Here is a 14,970-nt window from a genome sequence, read left to right on the forward strand (position 1 = left end):
GCTGGTCCCGTGGGGACTCCGCTAGGCCCGCGGGGACTCCGCCGTCCGGGAAGGGGTGCCCAGGACCAGGCGGCGGGTGCCCCGGACGGCGGCCGCGATCACCCGCTCGAGCGGTCCCTGACCGAACGTCGCCTGCCAGAGCACGGCGAAGCCGGCGGCCACGGCCACGTGCACGGCGAACCAGAGCACGCGGTCCTCGTAGTGGAGCGTCGTGGCCAGGGCGAGCAGGTGGGCCGAGTACAGGGTCAGGGTGCGGGCCCCCATGGCGCCCAGGGTCGTCCACAGCCGGTTCGGGCGCGCGACGAGCAGGAAGAGCCCCAGCACGGCCAGGCCGGTGCCCAGGTCCATGAGCAGCGTCACCGGGGTGTTGCTGTGCGGTCCGGGGGTGAGCAGCCACCACCACGTGGAGGTGGGCAGGTCCGGGCTCGGGCCCCAGACGAGGATCTCGTCGACCTGGTCCTCGCTCAGCCACGGGGTGTGCCGCAGCAGCTGGTCGTAGCCGCCGGCCTGCAGGACCAGTACCCAGTAGACGAACCAGGCCCCGAGCGCCAGGACCACGCCGGCCACGGCGATCCGGACCCGCACCACGATCTCGTGCAGGTCGGTCCGGCCGAGGAGCAGACCGGCGCAGAGGTACGTCAGGTAGGGCGCGGCCGGGTAGGTCCCGGTCAGCAGCACCTGGGCCAGGGTGGCGCCCGGGTCCGCGAGCGCGCTGCCGAGGGTGGGGTTGACGGCCTCGGCCTGGGGCAGGGCGGGGCCGAGGACGTGCACGAGCACGGGGCCCAGGAGCGCGGCGAGCGCCGCGACGGCGGCCAGCGTGCGGCGCCGCAGGCCCAACAGCGGGACGGCGAGCAGGAAGAACGCGCCGTAGTAGACGAGGATGCCCAGCGCGGGCGCCGGGGACGGCATGACCTGGTTGATCGCCAGCCCGGCGGCGGCGATGAGCAGGGCCCGCACCACCAGGCCGGCGCGGGTGGCCGTCAGCGCGCGGCCCCGGTGCGGGGCGCGCCCGCCCGAGGAGAACGCCAGGCTCAGCCCGGCCAGCAGGGCGAACAGCGCCGCGGCGCGCCCGCCGAACAGGGTCCACTGGAGGGTGGGCTCGAAGGTATCGGGGTCGTGGGCGGGCAGGATGTGGACCGCGATCATGCCGATCAGCGCCAGGCCGCGGGCAGCGTCCACGGCGATGAGGCGGGGTCTGCGGGCGGGGGCCGCAACGGTCGTGCTGATGGTGCCGGTCGTGGGGGCTTCGGACGTTCGGCTCATGGGATCTCCGGGGGGCGGGGGCGCGCAGGGGATCGTGACCGCTGCCGGCGGGGACCGGTGCGGCCCGTGCGCGGGGGTGCGCAGGGGTGCGCGCGGACGGGGCGGCTCGCGGGGATCCGGGCGGCCGGCCGGTGGGACGTCCGGCCGGCCCCCGGGGGAGGGGCCGGTGCGGACGTCGGTGCGCCCGGGCGGGGGCCCGGTGCGGCGGCGGTCCCGAATCCCCCTCGGGCCGCCTCCGACCCTAGGAGCCGGATCCTCTCCTGTCCACTTGGCGCGTTTGCATTGTCCCAGGTCACAAGGTGTTTGTGACGTGTTCACCGACGCCCCTCTGGAAGTCCGCCGGGGTCGCTGGTTCCATGGGAGCAGGCCTCTCCGGCCTGCGCCGGGCGCCGGGTGGGGGCGCGGTCGCAGGTCCTGAGGAAGGTTCGATGATGAGCAGTGCACTGTCCCCCCGGCCGGCGTTCCGGTCGGTCGACCCCGTCCACGCCCCGCTGCTCCCGGAGCACCCCGACGACGCTGCCCCCGACCGCCAGGACGACGGCCTCGGTCTGCACCCCGCCGGGCTCCTCCAGCGGGTCTTCACCGCGGCGGGAGAGGTGGAGGCCGCGGAGTGGGCGCTCGACCACGTCCTCGACGCCGTGGCCTCCGGCGAGGAGGTGGGCATCGGTCTCGACGTCGCCCCCCTCGACGGCGCCCTCGAGTCGGCGCGCTGGGCACTGGACAGGGCGGTGGGCGCCCTGCGCGCCGAGATCCGCTGGGCGGCGCGGCACGGCGTCCCGCTCTGCCTCCTCGCCGAGGCCTCCGCGACGGAGCTGGACGAGGTGCGCTCCGTGCTGCGCTCCGCCGCTCTCGGGGCGGGGACAGGGGGACTGGCCGTCGCCGGCTGAGCCGACCTCCGCCCCGCGGGGGCTCGGAGCCCGGCCTTGTTGTTACGAATGGGTAACTGATACCGGCGGTTCCTGTTTCTCCTGGCGTGTCTGCTGTCGTCCCCCGAACGGACCACATAGATTTCTTCTGGGTGCGGCGGACGGTGATCTCCGTCACGTCGGACCCGGAGCCCCGTGCTCCACGACGCGAGCCCCGTGCTCGCCCCGGCGTGGCCCCGTCCCCCTCGGACTGCGAACCCAGCACTCCTGGCGGGCCCGTATCGACCCATGGAGGAAACGATGAGAACGAAGCGGATCGCGGGCACGTCAGTGGCGCTCTCCGGAGCCCTGCTGCTCACCGCGTGCGGCGGGGGAGACGGCGGGGGCACCGCCGCCGAGGGCGGCGGCGACGGCACCTTCAGCGTGTACATCGGGGAGCCCGAGAACCCGCTGCTGCCCGGCAACACCGGCGAGACGGAGGGCGGCCAGGTCGTCGACGCGCTCTGGACCGGCCTGGTCGAGTACGACCGGGAGTCCAACGAGGCCGTCTACACCGGCGTCGCGGAGTCGATCGAGTCCGAGGACCAGACGACGTGGACGGTCAGCCTCAAGGACGGCTGGACGTTCCACGACGGGTCCCCGGTGACCGCACAGAGCTACGTGGACTCGTGGAACTACGTGGCCAACAGCGAGAACGCGCAGGGCAACTCCTACTTCTTCTCCAACGTCGAGGGCTACGACGCCCTCCAGGGCGAGGAGGGCGCGAGCCCCACCGCCACCGAGATGTCCGGCCTGCGCGTCGTCGACGAGCAGACCTTCGAGGTCACCCTCAGCGAGCCCTACGCGCAGTGGCCGACCACCGTCGGCTACACCGCGTTCTTCCCGATGCCGGAGGCGTTCTTCGAGGACCCCGAGGGCTTCGGCGAGCAGCCGATCGGCAACGGCCCGTTCAAGGCGGACGAGGCCTTCCAGGAGGGCCAGGGCATCACGCTCACCCGCTACGACGAGTTCGGCGGCGACGAGCCGGCCAAGGCCGCCGCCGTGGAGTTCCGCGTCTACACCGAGATCAACACCGCCTACAACGACCTCCAGGCCGGCTCGCTCGACGTGGTCGACCAGATCCCGCCGGACGCCATCGCCTCCGCCGAGGACCAGTTCGGCGAGCGGTTCAAGACCACCCCGCGCGGCGACATCACCGCGCTCGGCTTCCCGACCTACGACGAGCGCTTCGCCGACCCGGAGGTCCGCCGCGCCTTCTCCATGGCCATCGACCGGCAGGCGATCACCGACGCGATCTTCCAGGGCTCCCGCACCCCGGCCGCGTCCTTCGTCTCGCCCGTGATCGACGGCCACCGCGAGGACGCCTGCGACGTGTGCGAGCTGAACGTCGAGGAGGCCAACCGGATGCTCGACGAGGCGGGCTTCGACAAGTCCGAGCCCGTGGACCTGTGGTTCAACGCCGGCGCCGGCCACGAGGAGTGGATGCAGGCCGTCGGCAACCAGCTCCGCGAGAACCTGGGCGTCGAGTACCAGCTGCGCGGCGACCTCCAGTTCGCGGAGTACCTGCCCAAGCAGGACGAGAAGGGCATGACCGGCCCGTTCCGCTCCGGCTGGATCATGGACTACCCGGTCATGGAGAACATGCTCGGCCCGACGTACTCCACGGCGGCCCTGCCGCCGGCCGGCTCGAACGTGACGTTCTACTCGAACGAGGAGTTCGACGCCAAGCTGCAGGAGGGCAACGCCGCCGACTCGATCGACACGGCGATCCAGGCATACCAGGAGGCCGAGGACCTGCTCGTGGCCGACATGCCGGCCACGCCGCTGTTCTTCGGGCTCGTGCAGTACGCCCACTCGGAGAACGTGGAGGAGGTCTACGTCAACAGCTTCGGCCGCGTCGAGGTCGAGGACGTCGTCGTCACCTCGGAGTGATCCGACCCTGACCCGGGGCGCCCCGCACGGGGCGCCCCGGGCCCACCTGTCCGCGCAACACCTCCGCACACACAAGGAGACCCATGGGGCGGTACGTCCTCCGCCGTCTGCTGCTGACCGTCCCGGTGCTGCTGGGCGCGTCCCTGCTCATCTTCTCGATGGTCTACGCGCTGCCCGGCGATCCCATCCGGGCGCTGGCCGGCGACCGGCCGCTGTCCGAGGCCGTGCAGGCGCAGCTGCGCGCCGAGTACAACCTCGACGACCCGCTGCTGATCCAGTACGCCAAGTACCTGGGCGGCCTGGTGCAGGGCGACTTCGGCACCGACTTCTCGGGCCGTCCCGTCCTCGACACGATCGTGGACCGGCTGCCGGTGACGGCCCGGCTGGCCCTCGTGGCCGTGGCCTTCGAGATCCTCATCGGCATCCTCGCCGGCGTGCTGGCTGGCCTGCGGCGCGGATCCTTCTTCGACAACCTCGTGCTGGTCTCCACCACGGTGGTCGTGTCCATCCCCGTCTTCGTCCTCGGCTTCCTCGCCCAGTACGTCTTCGGCGTACGGCTCGGCTGGTTCCCCATCGCCGGCATCTCGGACGGCTGGTACAGCTACGTCCTGCCCGGCTTCGTGCTCGCGGCGCTCTCGCTCGCCTACGTGGCCCGGCTGACCCGCACGAGCCTCGCGGAGAACCTGCAGAGCGACTACGTGCGCACGGCGCGCGCCAAGGGCCTCAGCGAGGTGTCGGTGGTCGGCAAGCACACCCTGCGCAACAGCCTCATCCCGGTGGTCACCTTCATCGGCGCCGACCTCGGCGCCCTCATGGGCGGGGCCATCGTCACCGAGTCGGTGTTCAACATCCCCGGTCTCGGCCGGGCGGTCTACGACGCGGTGCTGCGGCAGGAGGGCGCCGTCGTCGTCGGGATCGTCACCCTGTTCGTCTTCTTCTACATCTTCTTCAACCTGGTGGTCGATGTCCTCTACGCCGCCCTCGACCCGAGGATCCGCTATGAATGAGCCGCGTCCGGAGAGCGTCCGCGAGGAGCGGGACGCCCACCACGAGACCTTCTCCGACCGCGTGGACGACCGCGCCGACGAGATCGCCTCGGCGGCGGTCGCGGGGGACATCGAGCAGGTCAGCCTGTGGCGGGACGCCTGGAAGGGCCTGCTCCGCAACCCCTTCTTCCTGGTGGGGGCCCTGCTCTTCGTCGTGTTCGCGGTGATGGCCCTCGCCCCGCAGGTGTTCACCTCGGTGGACCCGCGGGCCTGCAGCCTCGGCCGCTCGGGGGAGGGCCCGCAGCCCGGGGCGCCGTTCGGCTACGACGTCCAGGGCTGCGACTACTACTCGAACGTGGTGCACGGCGCGCGCATCTCCCTGGCCATCGGCTTCCTCGCCGTCCTGGGCACCCTGGCCATCGGCGTGGTGGTGGGCGCGCTCGCCGGCTACTACGGCGGCTGGCTCGACTCGCTGCTCGCCCGGATCACCGACATCTTCTACGGCCTGCCGCTCATCCTGGGCGCCATCATCCTGCTCTCCGTGCTGCCCGAGCGCGGGGTGCTCGAGGTCTCCCTCGCGCTGATCGCGTTCGGCTGGATGACGGCCATGCGCCTGGTCCGCTCCAACGTGATCGGGGTCAAGGAGGCCGACTACGTCCAGGCGGCCCGGGCGCTGGGCGCGCGGACCGGCCGGATCCTCACCAAGCACATCCTGCCCAACGCCGTGGCGCCCGTCCTGGTCTACTCCACCATCGCGGTCGGCACGATCATCGCCTCCGAGGCGACGCTCACCTTCCTGGGCGTGGGCCTGCAGCTGCCCGAGATCTCCTGGGGTCTGCAGATCAACGCGGCGCAGAACAGGCTGCGCGACGCCCCGCACCTGATCCTCTTCCCGTCGCTGTTCCTGTCCCTGACCGTGCTCTCGTTCATCCTCATGGGCGACGCGCTGCGCGACGCCCTCGACCCGAAGTTGCGCCGATGACACCCTCCTCCGTCCCCGCTCCCACCCCCGCCCCCGTGCCCGCGCCGCCGGGCGGCGCGGCGGGCCCCGTGCTCGAGGTCGACGACCTCGCGGTGGAGTTCCGCTCCCGCCGGCGCACCGTCCGGGCCGTCAACGGGATCAGCTACACCGTCCGGGCCGGCGAGACCCTCGCGATCGTCGGGGAGTCCGGCTCCGGCAAGAGCGTCAGCGCCCAGGCCGTCATGGGCATCCTCGACATCCCGCCCGCCCGCATCACGCACGGCGAGATCCGCTTCCACGGCGAGGACCTGCTGGGCATGAGCCGCCGGGACCAGCGGGCGGTGCGGGGGCCGGGCATCGCCATGGTCTTCCAGGACGCCCTCTCCGCGCTGAACCCGGTCTTCTCCGTGGGCCACCAGATCGGCGAGCTGTTCCGCGCCCACCGGGGCGCCTCCCGGCAGGAGGCGAAGGCCCGGGCGATCGAGCTCATGGAGCGCGTGGGGATCCCCGCGGCCCGGGAGCGCGTGGGCGACTTCCCGCACCAGTTCTCCGGCGGCATGCGCCAGCGCGTGATGATCGCGATGGCCATCGCCCTGGACCCGGACATCCTGATCGCCGACGAGCCGACCACCGCGCTCGACGTCACCGTCCAGGCCCAGATCATGGACCTGCTCACCGAGCTCCGCACGCAGACCGGGATGGGCGTCATCCTCATCACCCACGACCTGGGGGTGGTCAACGAGGTCGCCGACCGGGTGGCGGTGATGTACGCGGGCAGCATCGTGGAGAACGGCACGGTCGACGAGGTGCTCTCGGCGCCCCTGCACCCCTACACCCGGGGGCTGATGTCCTCGATGCCCAGCCTCGAGTCCCAGGGCGAGCGGCTCCTGCCCATCGCCGGGACCCCGCCGGACCTCTCCGCCGTCCCCGCCGGCTGCGCGTTCCACCCGCGCTGCCCCATGGCCCGGTTCGGGCGGACGGCGGCACCGGGCAAGGACTGCGCCGCGGACGTCCCGGTGCTGCGCGAGGTCGTGCCGGGCCGGACGGCCGCGTGCCACTACAGCGAGGAGCTCGAGCATGAGTGACACCCTGCCGACGACGACGGCGGACGCGCCCCTCCTGGAGCTGCGCGGGCTCACCAAGCACTTCCCCCTCACCCAGGGGGTGCTGCTGCGGCGGACCGTGGGCCAGGTCCAGGCGGTGGACGGCGTGAGCATGACCCTCGGCCCGGGGGAGACCCTGGGGCTCGTGGGCGAGTCCGGCTCCGGCAAGTCCACCGTGGCGAAGCTCATCATGGCGCTGCAGCAGCCCACCGCGGGCCAGGTCCTGTACAAGGGCCGGGACGTGGCCGCGATGTCCTCGCGGCAGCTGCGGGAGTACCGCCGCAACGTGCAGATCATCTTCCAGGACCCCTACTCGTCCCTCAACCCGCGGATGACGGTGGGGGACATCGTGGCCGAGGCCTGGGACGTGCACCCCAACGCCGTGGCGCGGCAGGACCGCGCGGCCACGGTCCGGGAGCTGCTGGAGCGGGTGGGGCTGCGGCCCGACTACGCCAACCGGTACCCGCACCAGTTCTCCGGGGGCCAGCGGCAGCGCATCGGGATCGCACGGGCTCTGGCCCTGCGCCCCGAGGTGATCATCTGCGACGAGCCGGTCTCGGCCCTGGACGTCTCCGTCCAGGCGCAGGTCATCAATCTGCTGCAGGACCTGCAGAACGAGTTCGGCCTGTCCTTCCTCTTCATCGCCCACGACCTCTCGGTGGTGCGCCACCTCAGCGACCGGGTCGCGGTGATGTACCTGGGCAAGGTGGTGGAGACGGGCGACCGGGACGCGATCTACCACCGGGCCGCCCACCCGTACACGCAGGCCCTGCTCTCCGCGGTGCCGGTCCACGAGCCCGCCCTGCGCGGGGGGCGCGAGCGGATCATGCTCAGCGGCGACCTGCCCAGTCCCGCGAACCCGCCCTCCGGGTGCCGGTTCCGGACGCGGTGCTGGAAGGCGCAGGACGTGTGCGCCGAGCAGGAGCCGGAGCTCGTGGACCGCGGCCAGGGCCACCCGGCGGCCTGCCACTTCGCCGAGAGCCGGGACCTCGTGCCCGGCTCGGCCTAGCAGCCGGCCCGCGCGGCAGACCCGCGCCGCGGGCCGGGTTCAGCGGGCTCCGGACCCTCCGGGGCCCCCGGCGGGACCGGGGCCGCCGGGCGCTGCGCGGTCCCCGCCGGCGGGCAGGGCGGCCGAGTCCGGAAAGGCCGCTCGGGCCCACAGCCGCATCACGGCGTAGCTGCGCCAGGGGCTCCAGGCGGACGCGGTCGCCGCGGCGGCGGCCGCCCCGGCCGCCCCGAGCGCGCGCCGCAGGACCAGGTCCTGGGGCAGGAAGACGTCGGGGTCGCCCAGGACGCGCAGCGAGATCGACCCGGCCGTCCACGGGCCGATGCCGGGCAGGGCCAGCAGGCGCTCGCGCAGCACGGCGGCGTCCTCCCCGGCCGGCACGCCGGCACGTCCCGGCGGGGCGTCGAGGACGAGTCCGTCGCGGACCGCCACGGCGAGCGCGTGCACGGTCGCGGCCCGGCGGGTGGTGACGCCCACGTCCCGCTGCAGCCGGGCCGGGTCCGTCCCGGCGATCCGGCGGGCCGTCGGGAAGGCGGTGGCGCCGCCGGTCACGGGCGTGCCGTGGTGGCGGACCAGGCGCCCGGCGAAGGTGCGGGCCGCGGCGAGGGAGACCTGCTGCCCCAGTACGGTCAGGACCGCCGTCTCGAAGCCGTCCGGTGCACCGGGCAGCCGGATCAGGGGCCAGGCGCGCACGTCCGCGGCGAGCACGGGGTCGGCCGCCAGGGCGCGGTCCGCCGCGGGGGACTCCGTGCCCTCGCCGAGCCAGCGGCGCACCCGCTCCAGCACGGGCTCCAGGGTCTCCGCCGCCCCGGGCCCCACGCGCACCGGCAGACCGGCCGGAGTGAGGCCCCTCCAGTCGACCGTCACCGTGCGGACCGCTCCGTCCGCCACGACGGGGCGCCGGTGGGCGCCGCCCGCGAGGTCGTCGCACCCGGGCACGGCCTGGGAGGCCAGGAAGTCCCGGAGGAACCCGGGGGACGCCGGCGCCGGGAGCAGGACGTCCACGGCACCCGCGGACCCGTCGTCGTGCATGCGCTGCTCCCGGTCGTCGATGGGCGGGGATCCGGACCCAGCCTGTCCCGGGGGCCACTGCGTGTCCAGGCGGAGAAGCGGCGGAGGCCCTGTTCAGATTGTTCAACAATCACTACACTGGCACGAGAGTGACCGCGGCCACGTCCAGGGTGGCCGGCGCCGTGCCCCGGCGCAGGTCGCCCCCGTCCCGAGGAGGCCGCATGTCCAGCTCCGCCCCCGTCCCGCCCGACCCGGAGGGCCGCGGCGCCGTCAGCAGCCCCGCGGCGATGCGGGCCGTGAACCGCTCCGCCCTGCTCGGCGCCCTCTTCCTGATGGCCACCAGTGCCATCGGCCCCGGGTTCATCACCCAGACCGCGAACTTCACCGTGCAGCTGGGCGCCGCCTTCGCGTTCGCCATCGTCATCTCCATCGTCGTCGACATCGCGGTGCAGCTGAACGTGTGGCGGATCATCGGCGTCTCCGGGCTCAAGGCGCACGAGCTCGGCAACCGCGTGCTGCCGGGCCTCGGCTGGTTCATCGCCGCGCTCGTGGCCACCGGCGGGCTCGTCTTCAACATCGGCAACACCGCCGGCGGCGGGCTCGGCCTCGACGCGCTGCTCGGCCTCGACCCCACCTGGGGAGGCATCATCACGGCGCTGATCGCGGTGGGCGTGTTCGTCAGCAAGCGCGCGGGCGTGGCCCTGGACCGGATCGTGGTGGCCCTCGGCGTGCTCATGATCCTCGTGACGAGCTACGTCGCGTTCGTCTCGCGGCCCCCGGTGGGGGAGGCGCTGCGCAACGTGGTGCTGCCCGAGAACGTGGACTTCCTGATCATCACGACCCTCATCGGCGGGACCGTGGGCGGGTACATCACCTACGCGGGCGCCCACCGCATCGTCGACGCCGGGATCACCGGCGTGGAGAGCGTCAAGCAGATCTCCCGCAGCTCCGTGGTGAGCATCGTGCTCACCGGGGTCATGCGCTTCCTGCTGTTCCTGGCGATCCTCGGGGTGGTCGCCGGCGGCGCCCAGCTCACGGGCGAGAACCTCGCCGCCCAGGCGTTCCGCTCCGCCGCCGGGGAGGTCGGCCTGCGCCTGTTCGGGGTCATCCTGTGGGCCGCGTCCATCTCCTCGGTCATCGGCGCCGCCTACACCTCGGTGTCCTTCCTCACCACCTCCCGGACGAAGCCGCGCACCCGGAACCTGATGACCATCGCCTTCATCCTGGTCTCGGCCACCGTGTTCGCCCTGCTCGGCCAGGCGCCGTCCACGCTGCTCATCGTGGCGGGCGCCGTCAACGGGCTCATCCTGCCGCTGGGCTTCGCGGTGCTGCTGTGGGTGGCCTGGCGCCGGCGGGACCTGCTGGGCGGCTACGAGTACCCCAAGTGGCTCGCGCTGATCGGCACCGTGGTGTGGCTGCTCACCATCTTCCTGGGCTACCAGTCCCTCAGCGGCATCGCCGCGCTGTGGGCGTGATCGCCGTGGGACCGGACAGCACGCAGGCCCGGCGGGACCGGGCCGCCCTGGCCCCGGGCGCCGCCCGGGCGATGTTCCGCAGCGGCCTGGTCACGCCCACGTCGGGCTGGTGCGACGGCTTCGCGCAGGCCAACCTGATCGTCGTCCCCGCGGACTGGGCCTTCGACGTCCTGCTCTTCGCCCAGCGCAACCCCAAGCCGTGCCCGGTGCTCGGCGTGCTCGAGGCCGGCGAGGTGACCGGGCCGCTGCTGGGCGGCGGCGACGTCCGCACCGACGTCCCCCTCTACACCGTCTACCGGGACGGAGAGGCGGCGGGCACCCGCACCGACCTGCTCGACGTGTGGCGCGAGGACCTCGTGACCTTCGCCCTCGGCTGCAGCTTCACCTTCGAGGCGGCCCTGCAGGAGGCCGGGATCCCGATCGCCCACATCGACCAGGGCGTCAACGTCCCGATGTACCGCACGAACGTCCCGTGCGCGCCCGCCGGGCGGCTGTCCGGCCCGCTGGTCGTGTCCATGCGGGCGATCCCCGCCTCCCGGGTGGCCGACGCGGTGCGCATCACCTCCCGTTATCCCGCCGTGCACGGCGCCCCGGTGCACGTCGGCGCCCCGCAGGAGCTGGGCATCCGGGACCTCGGGGCCCCCGACTACGGGGACGCGGTGCAGATCCCGGACGGCCACGTCCCCGTGTTCTGGGCCTGCGGGGTGACGCCCCAGGCGGCGGTGCTCGAGTCCGGGGTGCCGTTCGCCCTCGGCCACGCCCCGGGCCACATGCTGGTCACCGACCTGCCCGACTGGCAGTACCAGGTCCCCTGAGCGCGGCCGGCGCGGGGCCCTCCAGGACGTCCAGCAGCTGCTGCCGGGAGGCCTCCAGGTAGTCGTGCATCTGCACGGCGGCCTCCTCGCGCCGGCCCTGCTCGAAGAGCTCGAGGATCCGGGCGTTGCGCTCGATCCAGGGCGCGTGGAAGGACGGGTCCTGGCGCATGGAGTGGAACACCAGTCGCATCTCCGCGAGGGTCCGGGACATCAGCTCGTCCTGGCGCGGCGAGCCGGCCAGCTCCACCACGCCGCGGTGGAACCGCTGGTTCGCGTCGGCCATGCCGGTGACGTCCCGGCGGTCGCGGGCGGCGCGGCCGTCCTCGACGGCGGCGTGCAGGCCCGGCTGCGGGACCGGGTCCGACCAGCGCAGCGCCGAGGTCTCCAGCGCGAGCCGCACCCGGTGGATCTCCCGCACGTCGTCCGCGCCGGGCCGGGCCACCGAGACGCCGCGGTTGGGCACCCGCACCAGCAGGTTCTCCCCGACCAGGATCGTGAACGCCTCGCGCAGGGTGTTGCGGGAGACCCGCAGCGCCTCGCTGACCCGGGCCTCCGAGAGCCGGGTCCCGGGCGGCAGCCGGCCGGCCACGACGCCCTGGCGCAGCACGTCCACCGCCCACGGGATGGCCTCGCCCTGCGGGGCGGGCCCGGCCTGGGCGACGGCCGTCGTCAGGAACTCGTTCTGCACGGTGTTCATCGATCCCCATCCTGACATCCCGGGGGCGCCCGGCCGTGCGGCGGCACCCTGGTGGCGGACCAGGCCGTCCTCTACGCTGTCAGGACGTCCGACCCACTCCCTGGAGGCTTCGATGCAGAAGACCGGTGCAGCACTCGCCACGGCGGCCGTCCTGACGGTGACCGCGTGCGGGGGAGGGGAGTCCGGCGGCGGAGCGGCCGGGGACGGCGAGCTGACCAGGGTCGGCGTGGGCGTCATCGCGAGCACCGACGTGGCACCCCTCTACCTGGGGATCGAGCAGGGCTTCTTCGAGGAGGAGGGCCTGGAGCTCGACATCACCCAGGCCCAGGGCGGTGCGGCCATCGTCCCGTCCGTGGTCAGCGGGGAGATGGACTTCGGCTTCAGCAACGTGACGTCGCTGATCGTCGCCCGGTCCCAGGGGTTGCCGCTGCAGATCATCGCCAACGCCAACAACTCCACCGGGGTCCAGGGCGAGGACTTCGCCGACGTCCTGGTGCGCGAGGACAGCGACATCCAGGACGCCGCGGACCTGCAGGGCAGGACCGTCGGGGTGAACACCCTGAACAACATCAGCGACACCACCATCCGCGCGGCCATCGAGGCGCAGGGCGGGGACCCCGGGGACGTCGAGTTCGTCGAGGTGCCGCTCCCCGACATGCCGGCGGCCCTGGAGCGGGGCGAGGTGGACGCGATCGGCTCGATCGAGCCGTTCCGGACCATCGCCATGCAGGACGGGGCGCGCTCGGCGGTCTCCAACTACGCGTTCCCGATCGAGGACCTGACGGTGGCCGTGTACTTCACCACCGAGGACGTGCTGGCCCAGGAGCCCGAGACCGTCGAGGCGTTCCGGGCCGCCATCGAGAAGTCGCTGCAGTTCGCGCAGGACAACCCCGACGAGGTCCGGGCCGTGCTGCCCAGCTACACGCAGCTCGACGAGGAGCTGATCGACCAGCTCGTCCTGCCCGCCTACCCCACCGAGGTGAACCGGCAGTCCGTGCAGGAGCTCGCGGACCTCGCCGTCCAGCACGGACTCATCGAGGAGGCCCCGCCCCTCGAGGAGCTGCTCCCCGAGTGAGCCCCCGGGGAGGTCCGGGCGCCCCGGGGACGGAGCCCGGTCAGGAGAGGCGGGCCAGCACCTGGTCGGCGGTCACCGCGTCCCCCGGTCCCACCGCGAGCTCCCGGACCGTGCCGGCCCGCGGCGCGGACACCCGGGTCTCGGTCTTCATGGCCTCCAGCACGGCGACGTCCTGGCCCGCCTCGACGTCGTCCTGCTCGGCCACCAGCCACGAGACGAGCGTGCCCGCGAAGGGCGCGGTGACGGTGACGGCGCCGTCGTCGGCGGGCTGCGCCCCCGCGGGGGCGGCCTCCGACGCCGCGGGGGCGGAGCCCAGGGCCGCGGCGAGGGCGTCGGGGATCCCGATGCTCACGCGCCGCCCGTCCACGTCCACCGTGAAGCGGGTGCGGCCCGGCTCGTCCGCGCGGGCGTACTCGGCGTCCGGGGCGAGCCGGCCGGCGAACTCGTCCTCGATCCACGTGGTCCACACCCCGAGCCCCTCGCTCCCGGCGAAGGCGGGGGCGTCCAGCACGGCGCGGTGGAACGGGACCGTGGTGGCCACGCCGTGCACCCGCAGCTCGCGCAGGGCGGTGCGGGCCCGCACGAGGGCCTGCTCGCGGGTGGGCGCGCTGACGACGAGCTTGAGCAGCAGTGAGTCGAAGGTCGTGGCCACCCGGGTGCCGCGGTGCACCCCGGAGTCCACGCGCACACCCGGGCCGGTCGGGGTGTCGACGGCCTCGACCGTGCCCCCGGAGGGCAGGAAGCCGCGGCCGGGGTCCTCGGCGTTGATCCGGAACTCGAACGCGTGCCCGCGCGGGACCGGGGTCTCGAGCACGGGCAGCGGGTCCCCGGCGGCCACGGTCAGCTGGGCGCGGACCAGGTCCACGCCGTAGACCTCCTCGGTGATCGGGTGCTCCACCTGCAGCCGGGTGTTGACCTCCAGGAAGGAGATCAGCCCGTCCGGGGCCACGAGGAACTCGGCGGTGCCCACCCCCACGTACCCGGCCTCCCGGAAGATGCCCTCGGCGGCGGCGGCGATCCGCTCGCGCTGGTCGTCCGAGAGGAACGGCGCGGGGGCCTCCTCGACGAGCTTCTGGTGGCGGCGCTGCAGGGAGCAGTCCCGGGTCCCGAGCACGACGACGTGGCCGTGGGAGTCGGCCACGACCTGCGCCTCCACGTGCCGCGGGCGGTCCAGGAAGCGCTCCACGAAGCACTCGCCGCGGCCGAACGCGCTCTGCGCCTCGCGGGCGGCCGAGCGGAAGGCGTCCTCGACCTCGTCGAGCTCCCGGACCACGCGCATGCCGCGGCCCCCGCCGCCGTGGGCGGCCTTCACGATCACCGGCAGGCCGTGCTCCTGCGCGAAGGCCCGGGCGTCCTCCGGCGACTCGACCGGGCCGTCGCTGCCCGGCACGAGCGGGGCGCCCGCGCGCCGGGCGATCTCGCGGGCGGCGACCTTGTCCCCCAGCAGCACGATCGTCTCCGGGGAGGGGCCGATCCAGGTGAGGCCGGCCTCGATCACCGCCCGGGCGAACCCGGCGTTCTCGGAGAGGAACCCGTAGCCCGGGTGCACGGCGTCGGCGCCGCACCGGCGCGCGATCGCGAGCACCTCGTCCCCGTCCAGGTAGGTCTCGGCGGCCGAGGTGCCCTCCAGGGCGTACGCCTCGTCGGCCAGGAGGACGTGCGGGGCGTCGGCGTCGGGGTCGGCGTAGACGGCCACGGACTCGAGGCCGGCCTCGGCGCAGGCGTGGACGACGCGGACGGCGATCTCCCCGCGGTTGGCGATCAGGATCTTGCGCACGGT

13 protein-coding genes are annotated in these 14,970 nt (G+C 73.6%); 9 read left to right on the plus strand and 4 right to left on the minus strand.

Features of this window, described 5'->3' with window-relative positions:
• Positions 1–21: 21 nt before the first annotated feature.
• Positions 22–1,263: a heparan-alpha-glucosaminide N-acetyltransferase domain-containing protein gene (locus CK505_RS03470; protein ID WP_095650238.1), complete on the minus strand. Its 1,242-nt coding sequence runs from the start codon at positions 1,261–1,263 to the stop codon at positions 22–24.
• Positions 1,264–1,694: 431 nt separating this feature from the next.
• Here CK505_RS03470 and CK505_RS03475 point away from each other — a divergent pair, with 431 nt between their 5' ends.
• The 6 genes from CK505_RS03475 to CK505_RS03500 all read left to right on the plus strand — a co-directional run bounded on the left by CK505_RS03475 (position 1,695) and on the right by CK505_RS03500 (position 8,120).
• Positions 1,695–2,150, plus strand: a complete 456-nt coding sequence (locus CK505_RS03475) for a hypothetical protein (RefSeq protein ID WP_141246773.1) — start codon at positions 1,695–1,697, stop codon at positions 2,148–2,150.
• 279 nt (positions 2,151–2,429) lie between these two features.
• Entirely contained in the window at positions 2,430–4,061 is a 1,632-nt protein-coding gene (locus CK505_RS03480; RefSeq protein WP_176475282.1) for an ABC transporter substrate-binding protein, read from the plus strand.
• A gap of 83 nt (positions 4,062–4,144) precedes the next feature.
• Positions 4,145–5,068 carry an ABC transporter permease gene (locus CK505_RS03485; RefSeq protein WP_095650241.1) on the plus strand — a complete coding sequence of 308 codons (924 nt, stop codon included), beginning with the start codon at positions 4,145–4,147 and terminating at the stop codon, positions 5,066–5,068.
• Positions 5,061–6,029 (plus strand): ABC transporter permease, encoded by a 969-nt coding sequence (locus CK505_RS03490; RefSeq protein WP_017833151.1) that lies wholly within the window; start codon positions 5,061–5,063, stop codon positions 6,027–6,029. Before CK505_RS03485 ends, CK505_RS03490 begins: the two co-directional genes overlap by 8 nt.
• Positions 6,026–7,093 (plus strand): ABC transporter ATP-binding protein, encoded by a 1,068-nt coding sequence (locus CK505_RS03495; RefSeq protein WP_031282879.1) that lies wholly within the window; start codon positions 6,026–6,028, stop codon positions 7,091–7,093. The genes CK505_RS03490 and CK505_RS03495 overlap by 4 nt, the downstream gene beginning before the upstream one ends.
• Entirely contained in the window at positions 7,086–8,120 is a 1,035-nt protein-coding gene (locus CK505_RS03500) for an ABC transporter ATP-binding protein (RefSeq protein WP_095650242.1), read from the plus strand. The genes CK505_RS03495 and CK505_RS03500 overlap by 8 nt, the downstream gene beginning before the upstream one ends.
• Before the next feature lie 39 nt (positions 8,121–8,159).
• Here CK505_RS03500 and CK505_RS03505 read toward each other — a convergent pair whose 3' ends face one another.
• The gene (locus CK505_RS03505; RefSeq protein ID WP_095650243.1) at positions 8,160–9,149 is read right to left on the minus strand and encodes a DNA-3-methyladenine glycosylase; all 990 of its coding nucleotides are present in this window, start codon (positions 9,147–9,149) and stop codon (positions 8,160–8,162) included.
• Positions 9,150–9,415: 266 nt separating this feature from the next.
• On the opposite strand from CK505_RS03505, the gene CK505_RS03510 reads away from it, so the two are divergent.
• Together CK505_RS03510 and CK505_RS03515 are read left to right on the plus strand one after the other, a co-directional pair.
• Complete coding sequence (locus CK505_RS03510; RefSeq protein ID WP_031282882.1) at positions 9,416–10,603, plus strand: NRAMP family divalent metal transporter; 1,188 nt, start codon at positions 9,416–9,418, stop codon at positions 10,601–10,603.
• Positions 10,604–10,674: 71 nt separating this feature from the next.
• Positions 10,675–11,418 carry a putative hydro-lyase gene (locus CK505_RS03515; protein ID WP_229588624.1) on the plus strand — a complete coding sequence of 248 codons (744 nt, stop codon included), beginning with the start codon at positions 10,675–10,677 and terminating at the stop codon, positions 11,416–11,418.
• Here CK505_RS03515 and CK505_RS03520 read toward each other — a convergent pair.
• On the minus strand, positions 11,381–12,115 hold the full coding sequence (locus tag CK505_RS03520) for a GntR family transcriptional regulator (protein WP_241975658.1): 735 nt from the start codon (positions 12,113–12,115) through the stop codon (positions 11,381–11,383). The two genes, CK505_RS03515 and CK505_RS03520, sit on opposite strands and share 38 nt — an antisense overlap.
• Before the next feature lie 112 nt (positions 12,116–12,227).
• Between CK505_RS03520 and CK505_RS03525 the strand changes: the two genes are divergently transcribed.
• On the plus strand, positions 12,228–13,190 hold the full coding sequence (locus CK505_RS03525; protein ID WP_017833158.1) for an ABC transporter substrate-binding protein: 963 nt from the start codon (positions 12,228–12,230) through the stop codon (positions 13,188–13,190).
• A gap of 40 nt (positions 13,191–13,230) precedes the next feature.
• Here the strand turns inward: CK505_RS03525 and CK505_RS03530 are convergent, their stop codons facing one another.
• Positions 13,231–14,967 (minus strand): biotin carboxylase N-terminal domain-containing protein, encoded by a 1,737-nt coding sequence (locus CK505_RS03530; protein WP_095650245.1) that lies wholly within the window; start codon positions 14,965–14,967, stop codon positions 13,231–13,233.
• Positions 14,968–14,970 lie beyond the last annotated feature (3 nt).

Origin of the sequence: Kocuria sp. WN036, assembly GCF_002287015.1 — a bacterium.
GTDB classification, from domain to species: domain Bacteria; phylum Actinomycetota; class Actinomycetes; order Actinomycetales; family Micrococcaceae; genus Kocuria; species Kocuria rosea.